We start from the raw sequence: 21,366 nt of genomic DNA, 5'->3' as shown, positions 1-21,366 counted from the left end.
CCGGGACCAGCCTGCCCCTCAGGCGGTCGCAGCAGCTTGGCCGCCGCGATACTCCGCCCACGCTTGCCGCAGGATCTGCAAAGATGAGGTGAGGAAAATTCCCGCCATCACGGCGGCAACAGCGAGATCAGGCCATGCCGTTCCGGTACCGAATACGCCAACGGCAGCAATCATCACAATGACGTTGCCGACCGCGTCATTGCGCGAGCAGAGCCATACCGACCGCACGTTGGCGTCGCCGTCCTTGTAGCGCGCGAGCAGGAGAACCGAGGTCAGATTCGCCGCCAGCGCGGCCAGGCTCATCGCTCCCATCAGCTCCGCGCGAGGAAGCCCCAGGATCAGGGTCTGATAGACCGTTGATCCGAACACCCAGGCTGCCATCGCGCTGAGCGACAACCCCTTGAACAGTGCGGCGGTGGCCCGTGTCTTGAGGCTCGCGCCGATGACCGAAAGGCTCAAGCCGTAGGTGACTGTATCGGCCAGGAAGTCGAGAGCATCGGCCTTGAGAGCCTGCGAGCCGGCCAAGTGGCCCGCCACCATTTCGGTTACGAACATCGCCGCGTTGATGGCGATGACGGTCCACAGCACGCGCTTGTATCGTGGATCAAGCCCGTCGAAAACCGGAACGCCTGCCGAGCAGCAGTCGGCGCAGCCCGACGTGGCGACCTCCTCCACGCGGGGTTTGGCGGCCTTCTCGCAGCACGCGTCGTGCGAGCAGCAAGTCTCTTCAGGCATTCCAGGCTCCCTCCGGCGTCCCATTTTACCATGCGCCTGTAACGATGGCGATCTTCCAGGCGCGGTTCCACAATTGCCTCGGCCTCTAGTCCCTACGAACGAAGTCATCCCAATCCGCGTTGCGGACCACTCGATCGACCCCTCGCACCGTTTGCCTTGGAGGAGGAAAATGAGAATCTTGCGAACTGACTGTAACCAAGTCGGCAATACGAGCGAACTATAGCCATGTGGGTATGACGACCACGGAAACCGAGCTCAAGGCACTCATGCTTGCCAGCCAGGATGGCGATGCTGCGGCGCATCGCATGCTGCTTGAGCGGCTGAGCCGCCATTTGCGCGCCTATTACAAGGGCAAGTTCGCGAAAATAGGCCGAGGCGTGGCGGAAGCCGAGGATCTGGTTCAGGAGGCCGTGCTGGCGATCCACCTCCAGCGACACACCTACGATCCGCAGGAGCTGTTAACGCCCTGGGTGCACGCGATCGCGCGCTACAAGCTGATCGATTTTCTCCGCCGAAACCGGGCCTCGGTTACCGACGTGCCGATCGACGAGGCGGGCGACGTCATTGCCAATGACGATTACCTCAGCACCGAGAGCAGCTTCGATCTCAGGCGGTTGCTCAAACACCTGCCGGAAAAGATGCAATGCGCGATCGAGGCCGTGAAACTCGACGGGCTGAGCGTCGCTGAAGCGGCACAGCGCTGCCACATCTCGGAATCGGGCGTGAAGGTCAATATTCACCGCGGGCTGAAGACCCTGGCGGCGTTGATCGCACAGAGGACGCAAACATGAAGACGGACGAGCTGATCAGCGCGCTCAGCGCGGGTGTCGAACCGGTCAACCGGCGACAGGTCAACCGCAGCGTCGGCACTGCGCTTGTGGTTGGAATGGCCGTTGCAATCGGAGTCACGTTCTTGGCACTTGGTGTCCGCACCGACCTGACCACGCCACGCACCCTGATTTTTCTGTTCCTGAAGATCGCATTCGCGTTCGGCACCACAGGCACGGCGGCGGTCTATCTGGCACGGCTGGCGCGGCCTGGCGGGGAACGAAGAGTATCCCCGGGCCTCGCCGCACTGCCCTTTGTGGCGATCCTCCTGCTTGCCGGCATCAGCCTCGGGCAGGCGCCGAGTTCACACTGGGACAGGATGGTGATGGGCGATCAATGGCTCGAATGCCTCATCTCGATTCCGATCATCGCGATTGTACCGTTTGCCGTCGTCATCTGGGCTGTGCGACAGGCAGCTCCGACCAATCTGGTCCGTACCGGCGCCTTCAGCGGGCTCGTCGCAGGTGGCATGAGCGCGATGGCCTATGCGCTTCACTGCACCGACGACTCGCTGCCCTTCGTCGCGCTCTGGTATGGCGGTACGATCGTGCTGTGCACCCTCGCAGGCGCATTGTTGGGACCCCGACTGCTGCGCTGGTGAGAGGCTGCACTCACGTCGGCGTGAGCCTGTAACCGTGTCGCGGATGGCTCCGAACTCCTCAGAAGAAGCGCAACAGAGGCGCTTCCGCGAAAATCATGGAGCCGGAACTATGTTGACGAAGAGCCTTCTCGCACTCACGCTTCTCTTGGCCGTCTCGGTCAGCGCCCATGCGGGCTCGACCATTTCCGACAGGAGCTATTGGCCGAATGAGGCCAGGCAAACCTCGCAATCCAGAACGTTTGTCCTACCTCAAGGCCCGTATTCCGCGTTGGCCTATGATCGACAAGCTCCTGAGCTGCCCGCCACCGCACCGGCGGGCGGCGCATCCGGATGGCGTTATCAGGGAGGCCCCAATTCCCACTAGGATTGCGCAATAACATGGTACTCCGCGATCGCTCGAAACGGTTAACCACCAGCGCTCCCTGCTCTCACACTTGTGAACCGGGGGACTTTCCAGTGTTGCCACCGTGTGAGAGTGTCGCGCAATGATGGCTTGTCGCATCCTCAGGCTAGTGCTCGCGGTCCTCGTGACCGCGGGGCTGATGGTTGCGCCGCTGGTGACACCAGCAGCGGCGGAGCCCCTGATGGCTAGCGACATGCAGATGACCGGCGCACAGGACATGTCGGCGGACATGCCGTGCTGCCCCGACGAGCAGAACAGCAAGCAATGCCAGGACTGCCCGCTCCTCGCGATCTGCATGCTGAAGGCGTTGCAGGCAGGACCTGTCGTCGCGACCGCCATCCGCTATGCGCGTCCTCTCGCGCTGCTTCGGCCGCTCGATGATGCCATCGGCGACGGCCTCACCCGCCCACCTCCGGATCATCCCCCTCGATCGATCGTCTGACAGGCGCTCCGCCGCCTGGTGAACATGCGTGCCGCAATCGGCGCGCATGGCTGCATACCGTCTTGCGACGCGTCACGTCGTTGCGTGCGACTCCATCAGACCCATCGAGGAAATTGAAATCATGACAACGTCCCACGTCGCGCGCGCCGCCATGGCCGCGCTGATCGCAACCGCGTTTGCGACCTCCGCACGCGCCGAAATCAAGAACTATGAATTCCAGCTCATGCAGCCGACCGTCAAGGCCGGCGCCGATCGCATCGTGACGGTACGGCTGGTCAACAAGACCTCCGGCAAGACCGTGCCGGATGCCGTGGTCTTCGCCAGCCGGCTCGACATGGCGCCCGACGGCATGCAGGAGATGGCCACCAAGGTCACGCCGATGCCGGGCACCGAGCCCGGCACCTACCGTTTCAAGGCCACCTTCGGCATGGCCGGGCGCTGGCAGCTCTCGCTTGGCGCCAAGGTGCAGGGCGAAAGCGGCACGGTCGAAAACAAGCTCGTCGTCACGGCCGAGCAATGAGCAAGAGCCGCCTCATCGGCACTGCCGCTGCGCTTGTCGCAGCGGTAGGCGCCGCGCTGTTTGCCGGCAGCTTTTTGCCGGCGAATGGCGATCCGATTTTGTTCGCAGCGAATGCGGCGGATACGGTCGCCCCGCTCTATTATCAGGATCCGGACGGCAAGCCGCTCTATTCGCCGACGCCGAAGAAGACCGAGGACGGCCGCGACTACGTCGCCGTACCGGCGCCGTCCGATGCCGACGAGCCTAAAGGCGAGCACAAGGCCGATCGCAAGATCAAATATTACCGCAACCCGATGGGCCTGCCCGACACCTCACCAGTGCCGAAGAAGGATTCGATGGGGATGGATTACATCGCCGTCTATGACGGCGACGACAGCGACGACGGTTCGGTCAGGCTGTCGCCCGGCAAAATCCAGCGCAGCGGCGTCAAATCGGAGCCTGCCGAACTACGGCGGCTGCGGACGCTGGTGCGCGCGCCCGGCACTATCCAGCTCGACGAACGCCGGATCTCGGTCATCGCCATGCGCGCCGAGAGTTTTGTGCAGAAGGTTGCCGACGTCACCACCGGAAGCCGCGTGACCAAGGGGCAGTCGCTGATGGAGATCTACAGTCCGGCCGTATCGTCCGCAGCGGCCGAATATCTCGCGACCATCACCTCGAAGACGACCGCGGGCATCGAACCCTACGGCCGGGGCTCGCGGCAGCGGCTGGTCAATCTCGATGTCCCCGAACCCGTCATCGCCGAGATGGAGAAGAGCCATGCGGTGCCGATCACCATCCAATGGTCGTCGCCGCGTGACGGCATCGTGCTCCAGCGCAACGCCATCGACGGCATGCGCGCCCAGCCCGGCGACATCCTGTTTCGCATCGCCGATATCTCGCTGGTGTGGGCCAATGTCGACGTCGCCGAGCGCGACCTCGGCGGCATTGCCGTCGGCCAGCCCGTGACGGTGCGGGCGCGCAGCTATCCCGGTCGGGATTTTGGCGGCCGGATCAGCGTCATCTATCCGCAGCTGAACAAGGAGACGCGCACGGCGCGGATACGGATCGAACTCGCCAACGACGATCTCGCGCTGCTTCCCGACATGTATGTCGATGCCGCGATCGATATCGGCAATCCGGCGCCGGTGCTCAGCGTGGCCGAAAGCGCGGTGCTCGACACCGGCAGCCGGCAGGCCGTCCTGGTCGACAAGGGACAGGGCCGCTTCGAGCCGCGCGAGGTCAAGCTCGGGCGGCGGGGCGACGGCTATGTCGAGATCCGCGACGGGCTTGCCGAGGGCGACGTCATCGTCACCTCCGCCAACTTCCTGATCGATGCCGAGAGCAACCTCAAGGCGGCCCTCAAAGGACTCGCCGAAGGCGGCAACGTCCAAGGTACTAACGCGCAAGGCACTGATGCGCACGGCGGCCACGCGATGGGAGGCAAGCCATGATCGCGCGCATCATCGCCTGGTCGGCACGCAACCTGCTCCTGGTCCTGTTCGGCACCGGCTTTGCCGCCGCGGCCGGCCTCTATGCCTTGCTCCATCTGCCGCTGGACGCCATTCCAGACCTCTCCGACACCCAGGTCATCGTCTACACCGAATATCAGGCCCAGGCGCCCCAGGTGATCGAGGATCAGGTCACCTATCCCCTCACCACCGCGATGCTGACGGTGCCGAGGTCGAAGGTGGTGCGCGGCTTCTCCTTCTTCGGCGTCTCCTTCGTCTACGTCATCTTCGAGGACGGTACCGACATCTACTGGGCCCGTTCGCGCGTGCTCGAATTCCTCAACGGCGCCGCGTCGCGGCTGCCCGCCGGCGTCACGCCCACGATCGGGCCCGACGCCACCGGCGTCGGCTGGGTCTACCAATATGCGGTGATGTCCAAGGAATTGAACCTTGCTGAGACGCGGACGATCCAGGACTGGAATCTGAAGTTTGCGCTCGCCAAGGCGGAAGGCGTGGCGGAGATCGCGAGCATCGGCGGCTTCGTGCGGCAATACAACGTCATCCTCGATCCGCAGCGCATGCGCGACCTCGGCATCACCATGCAGAAGATGCGCGATGCCATCCGCGCCAGCAATGCCGACGTCGGCGGCCGCACCGTCGAGCTGTCCGAGTTCGAATATGTCATTCGCGGCAAGGGCTATCTGAAAAGCGTCGACGACATCGGCAACATCGTGCTGAAGACCGACAACGGAACGCCGGTCAAGCTGCGCGACGTCGCCCGCGTCGAGCTCGGACCGGACGAGCGACGCGGCATCGCCGAGCTCAACGGCGAGGGCGAGGTGGCGAGCGGCATCGTGCTGCAGCGCTTCGGCATGAACGCACTCGACGTAATCGAGGGCGTCAAGAAGCGATTCAGGGAGATCGCAACCAGCCTGCCGAAATCGGTCGAGATCGTTCCGGTCTACGACCGCTCCAACCTGATCAAGGCCGCGATCGAGACGCTCCGGCATACGCTGCTCGAGGAGAGCATCGTGGTGGCGCTGGTCTGCATCGTGTTCCTGCTGCATGTCCGCAGCGCGCTGGTTGCCATCCTGATGCTCCCCGTCGGGGTGCTGATGGCGTTCGGGGCGATGAAGCTGCTCGGGATCGGCTCCAACATCATGAGCCTCGGCGGCATCGCGATCGCGATCGGCGCCATGATCGACGCGGCGATCGTCATGATCGAGAACGCGCACAAGCATCTCGAGCGCGCCGCGCCCGGCCATTCGCGGGTGGCGATCCTAATCGAGGCCGCCGCCGAGGTCGGCCCGGCGCTGTTCTTCAGCCTGCTGATCATCACCGTCTCGTTCATGCCGATCTTCACCCTGGAATCGCAGGAGGGCCGGCTGTTCAGCCCGCTCGCCTTCACCAAGACCTTCGCAATGGCGGCGGCGGCGCTGCTGTCGGTCACGCTGGTGCCGGCGCTGATGGTGATCTTCGTCCGCGGCAGGATCATCCCGGAGCACAAGAACCCGATCAACCGCTTCCTGATCTGGATCTACCGGCCGGTGATATCAGGCGTGCTGCGGGCGCGGATCCCAGTGATCCTGCTCGCGCTTGGCGTGCTCGCCGCCTCGATCTGGCCGGCAGGCCGGCTCGGCTCCGAGTTCATGCCGAATCTCAACGAAGGCACCCTGCTCTACATGCCGACGACGCTTCCCGGCATTTCCGTGACCAAGGCGGCCGAGCTGATGCAGACCCAGGACCGCATCATCCGCTCGTTTCCGGAAGTCGCCTCGGTCTACGGCAAGGCCGGTCGTGCGGCAACCGCGACCGATCCGGCGCCATCGGAGATGTTCGAGACCATCGTCGACCTCAAGCCGAAGGAGCAGTGGCGCGCCGGCGTGACGATCGACAGCCTGATCGCCGAGATGGACAAGGCGCTGCAGTTTCCGGGCGTCTCCAACGCCTGGACCATGCCAATCAAGGCGCGCATCGACATGCTCTCGACCGGCATCCGTACCCCCGTTGGCATCAAGGTCATGGGCACCGATCTCGCCGGGATCGACAAGGTGGCCCGGCAGATCGAGCAGGTGCTCAAGGCGGTGCCCGGCACCTCCTCGGCTTATGCCGAGCGGAGCCTCGGCGGCTACTATCTCGAGATCACGCCGGACCGCGAGGCGCTGTCGCGTTACGGCATCATGGTGCAGGACGTGCAGGACACGATCGCGACCGCACTCGGCGGCCAGACGGTGACGACGACCGTCGAGGGCCGGCAGCGCTTTACCGTCAACATGCGCTATCCGCGCGACCTGCGCGACAATCCGAAGGCGATCGCCAGCGACATCCTGGTGCCGATGCCGGGCGGCGGCGCCGTCCCGCTCGGCGAGGTCGCAAGCGTCACGCCGGCGCGCGGGCCGACCTCGATCCGGACCGAGAACGGCCAGCTCGCCACCTACATCTATGTCGACATCCGCGACCGTGACCTCGGCGGCTATGTCGCCGATGCGAGGGCCGCGGTGCAGGCGAGCGTCCAGTTCCCATCAGGCTATTACGTGGTCTGGAGCGGGCAATACGAATATCTGGAACGTGCCACCGCGCGGCTGAAGATCGTGGTGCCGGTGACGCTGCTGATCATCTTCCTGCTGCTCTACCTCAACTTCCGCTCGATCACCGAGACCATGATCGTGATGCTCTCCCTGCCCTTCGCCCTCGTCGGCGGCCTGTGGCTGATGTGGTGGCTCGGCTTCAACCTCTCGGTCGCGGTCGCCGTCGGCTTCATCGCGCTCGCGGGCGTGGCGGCCGAGACCGGCGTGGTGATGCTGATCTATCTCAACCACGCCCTTGCCGAAACCGAAGCGCGCTGCGCGCGCGCCGGACGCGTCCTGACCCGCGACGATCTCGACAAGGCGATCATGGAAGGCGCGGTCGAGCGCGTCCGCCCGAAAATGATGACCGTGGTTGCGATCATGGCCGGCCTGCTGCCGATCATGTGGAGCAGCGGAACGGGATCGGAGATCATGCAGCGGATCGCCGTGCCCATGATCGGCGGCATGATCTCGTCGACGCTGCTGACGCTGATCGTGATCCCCGCAATCTTCGGCCTGGTGAAGGGCTTCGGGCTGCGTACGGGCGATGGGGCTGTCACGTCGGAGCAAATTCCGGAGGCCGCCGAATGAGCTCGTAATCCCCCGGAATGTTGCGCCCCGGTCGCACTCGCGTCATGAGGTGCGGCTGCGACGTTGAGTTCCCCACACGTAACACTATTGCGGGTCGACACTGTTCCCGCTGCCATGCTAGGCCAGCCGAACCGACAGCGAGAGTGAATTCGTGGTCCTGAATCGCCGCCCCTTCAGACGGAGCACCACGCGCCATTGGCGCGGGCTCGTGGCTGTGTTCGTCGCGGTCATGTATCTGCTCTCGGGCGCGCTCCACGGCGCCCACGACATCGATGTGACCAGCCCGTCCGGCGGCTCCGAGATCGCGGCGATGCTCGACCACGGCGCGGCCGGCCATGGCGATCATAAGGCGCTTGCCGGCCATCACTGCCACGGCTGCTTCTCCATCGCTGTCGTGCAATCGGTGCAGCCGGAAGCCGCGGCCGATGTAATGGCCGCGCCGGTCCCGCAGCGGCAGCCGGCGCTCGCCGGCATCGCGCCCGATACGGCATCCCCGCCCCCCAAGCACCTGACCTGAACGGATCAGCCGGGCGCCCCATCGCGCCCATCGGTTCTCCTTCACAGGTTCTGTTCATGTTTTGCAGGCGACTGGCTGCGCGCATCGCGTGCGCGCTGGCTATTCTCATCAGCCCACCCCTGGTGCTGACGTCACACGCCCAGACGCTGACCATGCGCGCGGCGCTCTCGCGCGCGCTGGCCGCGAGCCCGCGCCTGACGGCGGCGGAGCGCGACGTCGGCATCGCCACCGGTCAGCGCATCCAGGCCAGCGCGCTCCTCAATCCGGAACTGTCCTATGAACAGGACAATTCGTTCGGGTCGGGCATCTATCGCGGCACGAAATCGGCCGAGACCACGCTCCAGATCAGCCAGGCCTTCGAGCTGTTCGGCAAGCGCGACGCCAGGATCGCGGCCGGACAGGCCGGCATCGAGGTCGCCGCGATCCAGCGCAAGGCCGTCAGGTTGGAGGTGCTGTCGGAAACCGCGATCGCCTTCCTCAGCGTGCTCGGCGCGCAGCGGCGGATCCAGATCCTCGACGAGCAGATCGCCGCGATCGACCGGCTGACGCCGCTGCTCCGCCGCCGCGTGGAAGCCGGCGCCTCCTCTCCGGCCGAGACCGGCCGCGCCGAGGTCGCCTCCGCCCTGGTGAAGGCCGACCGCGAGCGATTCAAGGCGACGCTGGCAAGCGCCCGGCGCGAGCTCGCGGTGCTGATGGGCGATCCCTCTGCGAAATTCGGCGAGGTCTCCGGCCGGCTCGACACCACGGGGCGCCCGCCGACGTTCCAGTCGGTGGTCGCCGCCATCGATGCCAATCCGCAATTGGTGCGCTGGACGGCGGTCTTTGCCCAGCGCAATGCCGAACTATTGATGGCGCGGCTCAAGCCCTATCCGGACGTGCGGATCGCGGCCGGCTGGCGCCATTTCAACGAAACCAATGACGATGCGGCGCGCCTCACCGTCTCGGTGCCGATACCCGTGTTCGACCAGAACCAGGGCAACATCCTCTCCGCGCAGGAAAGCCTCGCCAAGACCGGGGCCGAGCGCGAGGCCAACCGCAACACGCTGATCGTGATTGCGGGCCGCGCCTACGACTCGCTCCAGGGCTCGCTGCGCGAGCTCGCGGTGCTGCGCGAGATCGCCATCCCCAAGGCCACTGAGGCTGCGGAAGCGATCTCGCAAGGCTACGGCCAGGGCCGCTTCTCCCTGCTCGAAGTGCTCGACGCGCAAGCGAGCGTGACCCAGGCGCGGCTGCGCGAGCAGGAAGCGCTGCAGAATTTCCATGCCGGTGTGGCGACCATCGAAGGCCTCGTCGGCAATCCCTTTGCGCTGGCCCGGGAGAGCGCGCGATGAAGACATCCTCCACCATCCTCGTCGCAATCGCGACCGCAGCGCTCGGTGCCTATGGCTACGCCATGCTTGCAGCGCCCAAGGTCGCACCCGCGGAGCATGTCGAGCGTTCCGAACAGAAGAAACCGAACGACCACGTCGAGCAGGACGAGCATGGCGCCGACCGCATCCGCATCTCCGACGTCAAGCTCGCGGCCGCCGGCGTGACGCTGGCGGAAGCCGCGGGCGCCACGCTGACCGACACGCTGGCCTTCAACGGCATCCTGCGCGCCAATCAGGAAGCCGTGGTGCAGGTGACGCCGCGCTTTCCGGGCGTCGCCAAGTCGATCCAGAAGCGCATCGGCGACAAGGTCGCCAGGGACGATCTGCTCGCCGCGATCGAGAGCAACCAGAGCCTCACGGTCTATGAGCTGAAGGCGCCGATCGCCGGCACCATCATCGAGCGGCAGATCTCGCTCGGCGAATACGCCTCCGAGCAGAAACCGGCCTTCGTCGTCGCCGACCTCTCCAGCATCTGGGTCGACCTGTCGATCTACCGGCAGGACCTCCGGCGCGTCCGCCTCAACGACGAGGTGCTGATCGACCCCGACGATGGCCGCGGCGAGATCAAGGGCGCGATCTCCTACATGGCGCCGATCGGCTCGAGCGAGACCCAGACCGCGCTGGCGCGCGTGGTGCTGCCAAATCCCGACGGCCGGCTCCGCCCCGGCCTGTTCGTCACGGCGCGGCTGATCCTCGCCGCACGCAATGTCGCAGTTGCCGTGCGGCGAAGTGCGATCCAGACGCTGGAGAACAAAACCATCGTGTTCGTCCGCGAGGACGGCGACAAGATCGAGGCACGTCCGGTCGAGCTCGGCGATTCCGATCCGAAATTCGTGGAGATCCGCGCAGGCCTTTTGGCCGGCGAGCGCTACGTCGCCGAGAACAGTTTTGTGGTCAAGGCGGAGATGGGCAAGGGAGACGCCGACCATGATTGACGCCCTCCTCGCCTTCTCCATTCGTCAACGATGGCTCGTCGTTCTATTCGCGCTCGTCGCCGGCGGCTTCGGCGCCTGGAATTTCACCCGCCTGCCGATCGACGCGGTGCCCGACGTCACCAACGTCCAGGTCCAGATCAACACGCGCGCGCCGGGCCTGTCGCCGCTCGAAGCGGAGCAGCGCATCACCTTCCCGATCGAGACCGCGATGGGCGGCCTGCCCAGACTCGACTACACCCGCTCGATCTCGCGCTACGGCCTGAGCCAGGTCACCGTCGTGTTCCAGGACGGCACCGACATCTATTTCGCGCGCCAGCTCGTCAACGAGCGCATCCAGCAGGCAAAGGACCTGCTGCCTGCAGGCACCGAGGTCGCGATGGGGCCGATCTCGACCGGGCTCGGCGAGATCTATGTCTACTCGGTCGAGGCCAAGGCCGGCGCGAAGTCACCGACCGGCGCCGAGTTCACGCCGACGGAACTGCGCACCATCCAGGACTGGATCATCAAGCCGCAACTGCGCACCATCCCCGGCGTGATCGAGGTCAACTCGATCGGCGGCTATGAGCGGCAATTCCACGTGCTGCCGATCCCCGGCCGGCTGATGGCCTACAAGCTCGGCTTCCGCGACATCATGACGGCGCTGGCCGCCAACAACGCCAATGTCGGCGCCGGCTATATCGAGCGCAACGGCGAGCAATATCTCGTCCGCGCACCCGGCCAGGTCGCCAATATCGAGGACATCAGGGACATCGTGATCGGCTCGCGCGGCGGCGTGCCGGTTCGCATCCGCGACGTCGCCGACGTCCAGGAAGGCCAGGACCTGCGCTCGGGCGCCGCGACCACCAACGGCAACGAAACCGTCCTCGGCACCGCCATGCTGCTGATCGGCGAGAACAGCCGCACCGTGGCCCAGCGCGTCAAGGCGAGGCTCACGGAGATCGCGAAATCGCTTCCCGACGGCGTGATCGCGCGCGCCGTCTACGACCGCACGCATCTGGTGGAAGCGACCATCCAGACCGTCGAGAAGAACCTCGTCGAAGGCGCGGCGCTGGTGATCGCGGTGCTGCTCCTGATCCTCGGCAACATCCGCGCCGCACTGATCACGGCCTGCGTCATCCCGCTGTCGATGCTGTTCACGATATCAGGCATGGTCGAGAGCAAGGTCAGCGCCAATCTGATGAGCCTCGGCGCAATCGACTTCGGCATCATCGTCGACGGCGCGGTCATCATCGTCGAAAACTGCCTGCGGCTGCTCGCTGCCGAGCAGCACCGGCGCGGCCGGCTGCTGTCGCTCGAGGAACGGATGGAGACGATCCGCGCCGGCAGCAGCGAGGTCATCAAGCCGAGCCTGTTCGGCACGCTCATCATCGCGGTGGTCTACCTGCCGGTCCTGACCCTGACGGGGACCGAAGGCAAGATGTTCACGCCGATGGCCCTCACGGTGCTGATGGCGCTCGCGGGCGCGGCGCTGTTGTCGATCACCTTCGTCCCGGCCGCGGTGGCGATCTTCGTGACCGGCAGGGTCTCGGAGACGGAAAACCTCTTCATGCGGGCCGCCAAGCGGTTCTATGTGCCGCTGCTCGACCGCGCCATCCGCTACCGCGGCAGCGTCGCGTTTGGCGCCGTCCTGATCGTCGCCGGCAGCGTCTTCGCCGCGACACGCATGGGCGGCGAATTCATCCCGAGCCTCGACGAGGGCGACATCACCATCGAGACCATCCGGATTCCCGGCACCAGCCTGACCCAGAGCGTCGACATGCAGATTCGGCTGGAGAAGGCGGTCAAGCAAGTGCCGGAGGTCGCGACCATCTTCTCCAAGGTCGGTACCGCCGAGATCGCCAACGACCCGATGCCGCCGAACGCCGCCGACACCTATGTCACGCTCAAGCCGCGCGAGGAATGGCCCGATCCCGCCAAGCCGAAGAACGAGGTGATCGAGGAGATCGAACGCGCCGCCAACACCCTGCCCGGCACCGCCTATGGCATGACCCAGCCGATCCAGATGCGCTTCAACGAGCTCATCGCCGGCATCCGCAGCGACGTCGGCGTCAAGATTTTCGGCGACGATCTCGACGTGCTCGCCGGCATCGCCCAGCAGGTCAACGGCGTGGTCCGCGGCATCGAGGGCGCCGCCGACGTCAAGACCGAGCAGGTCGCGGGCCTGCCGATCCTCACCGTCAAGCTCGATCGCCAGGCGCTGTCGCGCTATGGCCTCAGCCTCAGCGAGGTGCAGAACCTCGTCGAGATCGCGATCGGCGGCAAGCCGGTCGGCAAGCTGTTCGAAGGCGATCGCCGCTTCGACATCGTGGTCCGGCTGCCGGAAAGCCTGCGTGCCGACCCCGACACGATCAAGTCGCTGCCGATCCCGCTGCCGCCGGGCGAAGACGTCGCGGCCGTCACGAAAACCGCCTGGCCGGGGACATCGGGAACGACGCCGCGCTACGTGCCCCTCTCTTCCGTTGCGGCAATCGAGATCGCGCCGGGTCCCAACCAGATCAGCCGCGAGAACGGCAAGCGCCGCGTCGTGGTGATGGCCAACGTTCGCGGGCGCGATTTGCGCTCCTTCGTCGCCGAGACGCAAGCCGCCGTCGCGGAGAAGGTCAAGCTGCCGCCGGGCTACTGGATCCGCTGGGGAGGCCAGTTCGAGCAGCTGGTCTCGGCCACCAAGCGGCTGACCATCGTGGTGCCGGTGGCGCTGCTGCTGGTGTTCCTGCTGCTGTTCATGGGCATGGGATCGGCGGCTGATGCGGCGCTGGTGTTCTCCGGCGTGCCGCTGGCTTTGACGGGCGGCGTCGCGGCGCTCTTGCTGCGCGGCATCCCGCTGTCCATCAGCGCCGGCGTCGGCTTCATCGCGCTGTCGGGCGTCGCCGTACTCAACGGCCTCGTCATCATCGCCTTCATCGAGCGGCTGCGCAGCGAGGGACGATCCGTTGCGGAGGCCGTGCGCGAGGGCGCGCTGACCCGGCTGCGCCCGGTGCTGATGACCGCGCTGGTCGCCTCGCTCGGCTTCGTGCCGATGGCGCTCGCCACCGGCGCCGGCGCCGAGGTGCAGCGGCCGCTCGCAACCGTGGTGATCGGCGGCATCATCTCCTCGACCGTGCTGACGCTCCTTGTGCTGCCGGCGCTCTACATGCTGTTCCGGCGTGACGTGGCAAGCGAAACGCCTAGAATGGCGACTGATTTGGCGGCGTCCAGGGAGGTCTAGGTTTGGGCAGCCACGACCACGGCCATCACCATCATGACCATGCAGGTCACGGGCATGATGATCACGACCACGGTCATGGCCATGGTCGTGGTCTTGGCCACGCGCATGTCCATGCGCCCGCCAGTTTCGGCAAGGCCTTCGCGATCGGCATTTCGCTCAACACTGCGCTGGTCGTGGCCGAGGCGGTCTATGGCTATATCGGCAACTCCACCGCCCTGCTCGCGGACGCCGGCCACAATCTCTCCGACGTGCTCGGCCTGGTCGTGGCGTGGGGCGCCGCAATCGCGGCGCGGCGCGCGCCGAGTGGACGCTTCACCTACGGCCTGCGTGCCTCGACCATCCTGGCGGCACTGGCCAATGCCGTGTTCCTGCTGGTCGCGACCGGCGCGATCGGCTGGGAGGCGATTTTACGCCTGCGCGAGCCGGAGCCGGTCGCGGGAGTGACCGTGATGGTGGTCGCCGGCATCGGCATCCTCGTCAACGGTTTCACCGCCATGCTGTTCGCGAGCGGTCGCAAGGACGACATCAACATCGAGGGCGCCTATCTGCACATGGCCGCCGACGCCGCCGTCTCGCTCGGCGTCGTCGTCTCGGCGGCGCTGATCATCTGGACCGGCTGGCTCTGGCTCGACCCCGTCACCAGCCTCGTCATCTGCGCCACCATTCTCTGGAGCACGACCAGCCTGCTCCGCGGCTCCATCGACATGTCGATGGCGGCCGCCCCCAAGGGCACCGACCTCGCCGCGATCAGGGCGCTCCTGCTGGCGCGCCCGGGTGTGTCCGCGATCCACGATCTGCACGTCTGGCCGATCTCGACCACCGAGACGGCGCTGACCTGCCATCTCGTCATGCCCGCAGGTAGCGGCGATGCGTTCCTGATGGAGACCGCGCAGATGCTGAAGGCGTCCTTCCGCATCGGCCACACCACGCTTCAGGTCGAGACGCATCCGGATAATGGCTGTGCGCTGGCGCCGGATGATGTGGTGTGAAGAGGCATTTGCTCAGCTTCAACTGCGCACAACGGCGTCGAGCAGCGAGCGCTACGACGCCTTCGCCGTCACGATCCAGATCGCGCCCTGAAGTGCCACCGACTGTCCCTTCAAAAATGGCGCGAGCATTTCGCGGATCGAGGCCTTAGCGGCCTCATGCGTCTCCGGCGGATGCCCTTGCAGCGCACGGCTGGCCGGGCCGATCTGGAGCGCGCCGTCGACGGCGGCCTCGAGCCCACCGCCGATGGCGATATCCATCGCGAGATTGTGCGGCTCCATCGCCACATCGACGAAGCCCGCCCCTTTCAGGATGCGCATCACGCGCTCTTCGGATGCGAAGGCGAACGGGCCCGGCTCCTCCGGCCCGACCGGCGGCATTTTGGGCACGTGCTTGTAGACCGCCATTAGCGGCGCCATCATCCACGGGTTCTCCTTCGGCTCGCGCCAGCAGGCGAACGCGAGCCGTCCCGACGGCTTCAGCGCGCGACGAAGGTTGGTGAAGGACGCAATGGGATCGGCGAAGAACATCACGCCGAAGCGCGAGGCCAGGAGGTCAAAGCTCGCCGGCTCGAACGGATGCACCGTCGCATCCGCCAGCACGAAATCGAGCGGCAGGCCCTTTGGCGCCAGCGCACGCGCCTGCGACAACATGGGGTCGGAGACATCGAGGCCGAGCGCGAAGCCGTTTGGCGCCACCGCCTTCGCAAATGCCACCGTCGTTGCGCCGGAGCCGCAGCCGACGTCGATCACGCGCTCGCCCGGCTTCGGCCCGGCGCGATCGATCAGGACATCCGCGATCGGCCCGAGCAGCCTCTCCTGCACCGCATGTCGATCGGCCCAGCGTTGCCCGCTGGGGCCGTTCCAATAGGCGATCTGGTCGACATTCTGCTCGTGTCCGCTGGGTTGCTGCATCGGGACCTCATCGCGCACTCACGCGCCGTTCAGCCCATATCACGAACCGAAGTTGCGGCCCATTCGAATTGAAGGTCGGACGGGCACCGCTTGGATGCTTGTGCCTGGAGCCTACGAATTCGGCCAGGGCAGTTGGGCCTTGAGCTTCTCGCCAAGCAACTCCTCGCCGCAGGCGCTCAGATGATCGGGATCGCTGAACGTCAGACAATCGCCGGTCAGCAGGAAATACTGATCGACCTTGAGCACGTCGTAGAATGACAGATACTTGAAGGTCTGTGGCCCTTCGGCGACTTCCTTGGCAATCTCGGCGTCCAGCGCCTTGAAATGATGGAGCGAGACGGGATTCATCCTGAACGCGTCCCTTGCGATTGACGGCGGATCGCGGAAGTTGACCCGTGCTTCGACAAAGGGACCGAGCCACACGATCTTCGCCAGCGGCGCGATCGTCCGCAGATAGTTGATCGTGAAGGCGACCTTCTCGTAATTGATGAGATATCCCGTCTTCCACTCGAACAGGTGGTGGTTTTCCGAATTGCCTTCCAGGTCGGTCAGAAGGTGAGCTCCCGACACGTTGAAGACGATCCCGCGCACGGAAGCTCCGTTGCGATCGAGGAAGCCCTTGAGCCTGGAATACGGACAGGCATCGCTGTCGTTCCACGCACGGCAGCCTTCGTCGACCAGACCGACGACGAACTCGCCGGGGCTCGCCTTGGCCACCGCATTGTAGACGTTCTCGCCGTGGGAATCGCCGACGACCATGGTGGCCGGGCCAAACTTCTCGGCACAGGATCGAAACCGCGCCTCGAACGCCTCGTCCGGACGGGGAGACCAGAACCGGCAGCCGCTGTCGATCAGCCGGGCCTTGATATCGCGCAAGCCATATTGCTTGATGAGCGCATAGGCCCGCTGGGTCGCCATGTCGTTGCGGGCGAGATAGCTGTTCTCGAGCCCGCCGGTGAAGATGCCGACCAGTCCGAGGCCGGCCAGTCCCGCGGAGGCAGCACCGCAATAGGCGAACACCTCGTTCCGGGTGAACCGCTTGCGGTCGCGCACCGGGCGCTCGACCAGCACGTAGGTCAGGTAGGCCAGGAGCAGCGCAATCGCCGAAAGGCCGATGAAGACCGGGATATTGGCCTCATAGATCGCTCCGAGCCGCGCAAACGCAAACACGGGCTGATGCCAGAGATAGGCGCTGTAGCTGATCAGGCCGATGCCAACGAGGCCGCGCGTCGCAACGATGCGGCCCGATAGCGTATCGGGTCGCAGGAACACGATCGCCAGCGCCGTGCCGAGTGTCGGCGGCAACGTGTAAACGCCGGGATAGGGAATGTTGTGATAGGTGAAGATCGGAATCGCGATCAATGCAAGACCGAGCAACGCAAGCGGCTCGGCGAGCCGGCGCGGCAGGCGCCGCGCTTCGGTCTCGATGCGGCACAGCGGCAGCAGCGCACCGATCAAAAGCTCCCAATACCTTGCCGGCAGGAGGTAGAAGGTCGCTGCCGTCGCGTGACGCGATCCCCAAACAGCGAGAGCGAAGCTCAGTACAGCGGTCGCGACAAACAACGCGATGGCGTGACGTCGACCGAGCTTGAGCAACAAGAACAGCGCGATCGGAAAGACCAGATAGAACTGCTCTTCGACCGCAAGGCTCCAAGTATGGACGAGTGGCTTGAGCTCGGTCGGCCCGTCGAAATATCCGCTTTGCGACCAGAAGAAGAAGTTCGAAACGAAACCGCAGACCGAGAGCAGGCTCCTGGCGAACTCCTCGAGATCGCGCGGGCTCAGCGAATAGATGGCGAACGGAATGCACGCAAGGCAGACCAGGAACAAGGGCGGCAAAATGCGCCGGGCGCGCCGCTCGTAGAAGCCGACGAAGCTGAAGCCGCCATTTTCATATTCGTCGAGGATGATCGACGTGATCAGATAGCCGCTGATCACGAAGAAGACGTCGACTCCGACAAAGCCGCCCGAGAATCCGGGAACCCCGGCATGATAGAGAATGACAGGCAGGACTGCGATCGCTCGCAGGCCGTCGATCTCCGGTCGGTAGGGCAGCTTGGTCGGCATATGGCCGGCGTCGGATCCAGGTGGTGCTTGGCAGGGCAGCCGCTCTACGCGTCCCAGTTCGGGCCGATATGCCCGACGCGAAGACCGGCCGCAAGCACAAGATGCAGCCGGAACCGATGGCCGTCGGCTCGGTGCTGCCCGCTCGGCCCGTTCCAATTGACGAGGCAGTACCGAAAAACGCGTTGGTGGGCGGTCACGGATTCGAACCGCGGACCCTCTCGGTGTAAACGAGATGCTCTAACCAGCTGAGCTAACCGCCCTCGCCGCCTCTTTATCCCTACCCGCCCTCGGTGAGCAAGTACGGAACATCAATCCTGCGGCCTCCCCGGCAGCCCCGGCACGGCGTCGATCCACACTGCCGCCGACTGGCACCAGATCTGTCGGCTGGGCCTCAAAGCGTCGCGCTGGCGGATGCTGCCCCAGCGGATGCCCCAGTCGTCGGCCTGGTCGCCCTCGCCGCTGGTGAACAGCGGGGAACCACAGTCGGCGCAAAAATGCTGGAAGCGCATCCGGCCGTTGTCGCCGCGCTTGCCGTAGATTTTTGGCGTGCCGCCGGTGAGCTTGACGTCGCCGGCGGAACAGATCGCGGTGACCCGGAACGGTGATCCCGTCAGCGTCTGGCAGTCCTGGCAATGGCAGACCGAGACCGCCTCGGGGTCGATCTCGGCTTCAAAGGTGATCTGCCCGCAATGGCATTGCCCGTCGATCTGCATCGCCCTCGTTCCCTTGCATCAAAGCAAAAACGGCGCCCGAAGGCGCCGTTTTATCATCTTTCGCTGGAGCTCAGTGAGCGGTCAGGCCGCCAGCGGCTTCGTCGCCGTCCGGCTTCACCGTCACCTTGGTGTCCTCTTCCCAGACGATCGGCACCGGCTTCTTCACCAGCGCCCTGGCGACGACGTCGTCGAGACGGGAGACCGGGATGATCTCCATGCCGCCCTTGATCGCATCGGAGATCTCCGTGAGATCCTTGGCGTTGTCCTCGGGGATCAGCACCGTCTTGATGCCGCCGCGGGCAGCAGCCAGCAGCTTCTCCTTCAGACCGCCGATCGGCAGCACGCGGCCGCGCAGCGTGATCTCGCCGGTCATCGCGACATCGTGGCGGACCGGGATTCCGGTCATGACCGAGATGATCGCGGTGGCCATCGCCACGCCCGCCGACGGACCGTCCTTCGGCGTCGCGCCTTCCGGCACGTGCACGTGGATGTCGCGCCGGTCGAACAGCGGCGGCTCGATCCCGTAGACGATCGCGCGCGAGCGGACGTAGGACGCCGCCGCCGAGATCGATTCCTTCATCACGTCGCGCAGGTTGCCCGTGACCGTCATCTTGCCCTTGCCCGGCATCATGACGCCTTCGATGGTCAGCAGCTCGCCGCCGACATCGGTCCAGGCAAGGCCGGTGACGATGCCGACCTGCGGCTCGCTCTCGATCTCGCCGAAGCGGTACTTCGGCACACCCAGAAGCTCTTCGAGAGACTTCTCCGTGACCTTGACCGACTTCTTCTTGGAGATCATCAGCTCCTTCACCGCCTTGCGGGCGAGTGTGGAGAGCTCACGCTCCAGGTTACGCACCCCCGCTTCGCGGGTGTAGCGGCGGATCAGCAGCAGCAGCGCGTCGTCGTCGATCGAGAACTCCTTGGAGTCCAGACCGTGCTTGGACACCGCGTTCGGGATCAGGTGCTTGCGCGCGATCTCGACCTTCTCGTTCTCGGTGTAGCCCGCGATCCGGATGATCTCCATGCGGTCCATCAGCGGTCCCGGAATATTGAGCGTATTCGCGGTCGTGATGAACATCACGTTGGACAGATCGTAGTCGACCTCGAGATAGTGGTCGTTGAAGGTCCCGTTCTGCTCGGGGTCGAGGACCTCGAGCAAAGCCGAGGACGGATCACCGCGGAAGTCGGCACCCATCTTGTCGATCTCGTCCAGCAGGAACAGCGGATTGGACGACTTGGCTTTCCGCATCGACTGGATGATCTTGCCGGGCATCGAGCCGATATAGGTGCGGCGGTGACCGCGGATCTCGGCCTCGTCGCGCACGCCGCCGAGCGAGACGCGCACGAACTCGCGTCCGGTCGCCTTCGCGATCGACTTGCCGAGCGAGGTCTTGCCGACGCCGGGAGGTCCGACGAGGCACAGGATCGGTCCCGTCAGCTTGTTGGCGCGCGACTGCACCGCGAGATACTCGACGATGCGTTCCTTGACCTTCTCCAGACCGTAGTGATCGGAGTCCAGGATGGCCTGCGCCGATTCCAGGTCCTTCTTGACCTTGGACTTCTTGTTCCACGGGATCGACAGCAGCCAATCCAGGTAGTTGCGCACGACGGTCGCTTCCGCGGACATCGGTGACATCTGGCGCAGCTTCTTCAATTCGTGCTGCGCCTTCTCGCGCGCTTCCTTGGAGAGCTTGGTCTTGGAGATCTTCTCTTCGAGATCGGCGAGCTCGTCGCGACCGTCGTCGTCGCCGAGTTCCTTCTGGATCGCCTTCATCTGCTCGTTGAGATAATACTCGCGCTGGGTCTTCTCCATCTGGCGCTTGACGCGCGAGCGGATGCGCTTCTCGACCTGGAGCACCGAGATCTCGCTCTCCATCAGGCCCAGCACCTTTTCGAGGCGCGTGGTGACCGACAGCGTCTCCAGGATGCCCTGGCGATCCGCGATCTTGACGGCGAGATGGGAGGCGACCGTGTCGGCGAGCTTGGCGAAATCGGTGATCGCCTGCACGACGCCGACGACCTCGGCCGAGATCTTCTTATTGAGCTTCACATAGCTCTCGAAGTCGGACACGACCGAGCGTGCCAGCGCTTCCGCCTCCACCGACTTCGCATCGGTATCGGCGAGCGCAATCGCGGTCGCTTCATAGTAGTCGGCGCGATCGGTGTATTTCTGCACGCGCGCACGCTCGAGCCCTTCGACCAGCACCTTCACGGTGCCGTCGGGAAGCTTCAAGAGCTGGAGCACGCTGGCAAGCGTACCGGTCTCGTAAATCGCATCGGGCGCCGGATCATCGTCGGACGCGTTCTTCTGCGTCGCGAGCATGATCAGCGCGTCGTTCTTCATCACCTCTTCGAGCGCGCGAATCGACTTCTCGCGGCCGACGAAGAGCGGCACGATCATGTGCGGGAAGACGACGATGTCGCGCAAGGGAAGCACGGGATAAGCGTGCGTTTCGCCATGGACGATGGTTGGCCTGGGTTTTGGATTAGTCATGGCCTTTTCCTTTTGCTTTGCCCCCTTGCACGCAGCCCGCCATGCTC

Annotated in this window: 16 protein-coding genes and 1 tRNA gene; 11 read left to right on the top strand and 6 right to left on the bottom strand. The window is 65.1% G+C overall.

The genetic code is table 11. The features are described from left to right. Positions 1-18 precede the first annotated feature (18 nt). The gene (locus ACVWW6_RS26390) at positions 19-735 is read right to left on the bottom strand and encodes a cation transporter (protein WP_456681608.1); all 717 of its coding nucleotides are present in this window, start codon (positions 733-735) and stop codon (positions 19-21) included. A gap of 233 nt (positions 736-968) precedes the next feature. Between ACVWW6_RS26390 and ACVWW6_RS26385 the strand changes: the two genes are divergently transcribed. The 11 genes from ACVWW6_RS26385 to ACVWW6_RS26335 all read left to right on the top strand — a co-directional run bounded on the left by ACVWW6_RS26385 (position 969) and on the right by ACVWW6_RS26335 (position 15,133). Continuing rightward, on the top strand, positions 969-1,526 hold the full coding sequence (locus tag ACVWW6_RS26385; RefSeq protein ID WP_304568307.1) for a sigma-70 family RNA polymerase sigma factor: 558 nt from the start codon (positions 969-971) through the stop codon (positions 1,524-1,526). Further along, positions 1,523-2,164, top strand: coding sequence for an NrsF family protein (locus ACVWW6_RS26380; RefSeq protein ID WP_456681607.1), 642 nt, complete (start codon positions 1,523-1,525; stop codon positions 2,162-2,164). Before ACVWW6_RS26385 ends, ACVWW6_RS26380 begins: the two co-directional genes overlap by 4 nt. A gap of 485 nt (positions 2,165-2,649) precedes the next feature. Continuing rightward, positions 2,650-3,009, top strand: coding sequence for a hypothetical protein (locus ACVWW6_RS26375; RefSeq protein ID WP_028171698.1), 360 nt, complete (start codon positions 2,650-2,652; stop codon positions 3,007-3,009). Positions 3,010-3,130: 121 nt separating this feature from the next. Beyond that, positions 3,131-3,529, top strand: coding sequence for a FixH family protein (locus ACVWW6_RS26370; RefSeq protein WP_028171697.1), 399 nt, complete (start codon positions 3,131-3,133; stop codon positions 3,527-3,529). Next, positions 3,526-4,962: an efflux RND transporter periplasmic adaptor subunit gene (locus ACVWW6_RS26365; protein ID WP_456681606.1), complete on the top strand. Its 1,437-nt coding sequence runs from the start codon at positions 3,526-3,528 to the stop codon at positions 4,960-4,962. The genes ACVWW6_RS26370 and ACVWW6_RS26365 overlap by 4 nt, the downstream gene beginning before the upstream one ends. Continuing rightward, the gene (locus ACVWW6_RS26360; RefSeq protein WP_456681605.1) at positions 4,959-8,117 is read left to right on the top strand and encodes an efflux RND transporter permease subunit; all 3,159 of its coding nucleotides are present in this window, start codon (positions 4,959-4,961) and stop codon (positions 8,115-8,117) included. The genes ACVWW6_RS26365 and ACVWW6_RS26360 overlap by 4 nt, the downstream gene beginning before the upstream one ends. A gap of 151 nt (positions 8,118-8,268) precedes the next feature. Further along, positions 8,269-8,634, top strand: coding sequence for a hypothetical protein (locus ACVWW6_RS26355; RefSeq protein WP_456681604.1), 366 nt, complete (start codon positions 8,269-8,271; stop codon positions 8,632-8,634). A gap of 56 nt (positions 8,635-8,690) precedes the next feature. After that, a complete protein-coding gene (ihpA, locus tag ACVWW6_RS26350) occupies positions 8,691-9,965 on the top strand; it encodes a divalent metal ion exporter subunit IhpA (protein ID WP_456681603.1) in 1,275 nt (424 codons plus the stop codon). Next, entirely contained in the window at positions 9,962-10,939 is a 978-nt protein-coding gene (gene ihpB / locus ACVWW6_RS26345; RefSeq protein WP_110116195.1) for a divalent metal ion exporter adaptor subunit IhpB, read from the top strand. Before ihpA ends, ihpB begins: the two co-directional genes overlap by 4 nt. Next, positions 10,932-14,144 carry a divalent metal ion exporter subunit IhpC gene (gene ihpC, locus ACVWW6_RS26340; protein ID WP_456681602.1) on the top strand — a complete coding sequence of 1,071 codons (3,213 nt, stop codon included), beginning with the start codon at positions 10,932-10,934 and terminating at the stop codon, positions 14,142-14,144. Before ihpB ends, ihpC begins: the two co-directional genes overlap by 8 nt. 2 nt (positions 14,145-14,146) lie before the next feature. Next, positions 14,147-15,133 (top strand): cation diffusion facilitator family transporter, encoded by a 987-nt coding sequence (locus ACVWW6_RS26335; protein WP_456681601.1) that lies wholly within the window; start codon positions 14,147-14,149, stop codon positions 15,131-15,133. A 51-nt stretch (positions 15,134-15,184) separates the two neighbouring features. On the opposite strand, the gene ACVWW6_RS26330 is transcribed toward ACVWW6_RS26335, so the two are convergent. The 5 genes from ACVWW6_RS26330 to lon form a co-directional block, all read right to left on the bottom strand. Continuing rightward, positions 15,185-16,045: a class I SAM-dependent methyltransferase gene (locus tag ACVWW6_RS26330; protein ID WP_456681600.1), complete on the bottom strand. Its 861-nt coding sequence runs from the start codon at positions 16,043-16,045 to the stop codon at positions 15,185-15,187. A gap of 111 nt (positions 16,046-16,156) precedes the next feature. Then, the gene (locus ACVWW6_RS26325) at positions 16,157-18,112 is read right to left on the bottom strand and encodes an acyltransferase family protein (RefSeq protein ID WP_456681599.1); all 1,956 of its coding nucleotides are present in this window, start codon (positions 18,110-18,112) and stop codon (positions 16,157-16,159) included. A gap of 183 nt (positions 18,113-18,295) precedes the next feature. Beyond that, positions 18,296-18,372 (bottom strand) — tRNA-Val (locus ACVWW6_RS26320). Positions 18,373-18,420: 48 nt separating this feature from the next. Next, complete coding sequence (locus ACVWW6_RS26315) at positions 18,421-18,825, bottom strand: GFA family protein (RefSeq protein WP_011087706.1); 405 nt, start codon at positions 18,823-18,825, stop codon at positions 18,421-18,423. 70 nt (positions 18,826-18,895) lie between these two features. Next, complete coding sequence (gene lon / locus ACVWW6_RS26310; RefSeq protein ID WP_011087707.1) at positions 18,896-21,319, bottom strand: endopeptidase La; 2,424 nt, start codon at positions 21,317-21,319, stop codon at positions 18,896-18,898. Positions 21,320-21,366: the final 47 nt, after the last annotated feature.

The organism is Bradyrhizobium sp. USDA 3311, assembly GCF_054062495.1.
This window is presented reverse-complemented; position numbering and strand designations above follow the sequence as displayed.

Coding starts and splice junctions, on each gene's coding strand:
- ACVWW6_RS26375 (WP_028171698.1), top strand. CDS start 2,650: ATGATGGCTTGTCGCATCCTCAGGCTAGTGCTCGCGGTCCTCGTGACC.
- ACVWW6_RS26330 (WP_456681600.1), bottom strand. CDS start 16,045: ATGCAGCAACCCAGCGGACACGAGCAGAATGTCGACCAGATCGCCTAT.
- ACVWW6_RS26390 (WP_456681608.1), bottom strand. CDS start 735: ATGCCTGAAGAGACTTGCTGCTCGCACGACGCGTGCTGCGAGAAGGCC.
- ihpB (WP_110116195.1), top strand. CDS start 9,962: ATGAAGACATCCTCCACCATCCTCGTCGCAATCGCGACCGCAGCGCTC.
- ihpA (WP_456681603.1), top strand. CDS start 8,691: ATGTTTTGCAGGCGACTGGCTGCGCGCATCGCGTGCGCGCTGGCTATT.
- ACVWW6_RS26370 (WP_028171697.1), top strand. CDS start 3,131: ATGACAACGTCCCACGTCGCGCGCGCCGCCATGGCCGCGCTGATCGCA.
- ACVWW6_RS26380 (WP_456681607.1), top strand. CDS start 1,523: ATGAAGACGGACGAGCTGATCAGCGCGCTCAGCGCGGGTGTCGAACCG.
- ACVWW6_RS26365 (WP_456681606.1), top strand. CDS start 3,526: ATGAGCAAGAGCCGCCTCATCGGCACTGCCGCTGCGCTTGTCGCAGCG.
- ihpC (WP_456681602.1), top strand. CDS start 10,932: ATGATTGACGCCCTCCTCGCCTTCTCCATTCGTCAACGATGGCTCGTC.
- ACVWW6_RS26315 (WP_011087706.1), bottom strand. CDS start 18,825: ATGCAGATCGACGGGCAATGCCATTGCGGGCAGATCACCTTTGAAGCC.
- lon (WP_011087707.1), bottom strand. CDS start 21,319: ATGACTAATCCAAAACCCAGGCCAACCATCGTCCATGGCGAAACGCAC.
- ACVWW6_RS26325 (WP_456681599.1), bottom strand. CDS start 18,112: ATGCCGACCAAGCTGCCCTACCGACCGGAGATCGACGGCCTGCGAGCG.
- ACVWW6_RS26385 (WP_304568307.1), top strand. CDS start 969: ATGACGACCACGGAAACCGAGCTCAAGGCACTCATGCTTGCCAGCCAG.
- ACVWW6_RS26360 (WP_456681605.1), top strand. CDS start 4,959: ATGATCGCGCGCATCATCGCCTGGTCGGCACGCAACCTGCTCCTGGTC.